The organism is Xenorhabdus beddingii (assembly GCF_002127545.1).
Lineage (GTDB): Bacteria > Pseudomonadota > Gammaproteobacteria > Enterobacterales > Enterobacteriaceae > Xenorhabdus > Xenorhabdus beddingii.
Genome location: NZ_MUBK01000129.1, coordinates 1 through 940 on the forward strand (window position 1 = coordinate 1; position 940 = coordinate 940).

At 54.8% G+C, this 940-nt stretch carries 1 rRNA gene; it reads right to left on the minus strand.

What is annotated here, in order from left to right:
• Positions 1 to 940: ribosomal RNA gene (locus tag Xbed_RS18830) — 23S ribosomal RNA — on the minus strand; the annotation flags it as partial.

A 940-nucleotide genomic window follows, 5' to 3' on the forward strand; every position in this document is an offset into this window, starting at 1 on the left:
GGACCGCCCACCTACACGCTTAAACCGGGACAAACCGTCGCCCGGCCAGCCTAGCCTTCTCCGTCCCCCCTTCGCAGTCACACCGAGTACGGGAATATTAACCCGTTTCCCATCGACTACGCCTTTCGGCCTCGCCTTAGGGGTCGACTCACCCTGCCCCGATTAACGTTGGACAGGAACCCTTGGTCTTCCGGCGAGCGGGTTTTTCACCCGCTTTATCGTTACTTATGTCAGCATTCGCACTTCTGATACCTCCAGCCTGCCTCACAGCAGACCTTCTGCGGCTTACAGAACGCTCCCCTACCCAACAACACCTGAGTGTCGCTGCCGCAGCTTCGGTGCATGGTTTAGCCCCGTTACATCTTCCGCGCAGGCCGACTCGACCAGTGAGCTATTACGCTTTCTTTAAATGATGGCTGCTTCTAAGCCAACATCCTGGCTGTCTGAGCCTTCCCACTTCGTTTCCCACTTAACCATGACTTCGGGACCTTAGCTGGCGGTCTGGGTTGTTTCCCTCTTCACGACGGACGTTAGCACCCGCCGTGTGTCTCCCGTGATAACATTCTTCGGTATTCGCAGTTTGCATCGGGTTGGTAAGTCGGGATGACCCCCTAGCCGAAACAGTGCTCTACCCCCGAAGATGACTTCACGAGGCGCTACCTAAATAGCTTTCGGGGAGAACCAGCTATCTCCCGGTTTGATTGGCCTTTCACCCCCAGCCACAAGTCATCCGCTAATTTTTCAACATTAGTCGGTTCGGTCCTCCAGTTAGTGTTACCCAACCTTCAACCTGCCCATGGCTAGATCACCGGGTTTCGGGTCTATACCCTGCAACTTAACGCCCAGTTAAGACTCGGTTTCCCTGCGGCTCCCCTATGCGGTTAACCTTGCTACAGAATATAAGTCGCTGACCCATTATACAAAAGGTACGCAGTCACCC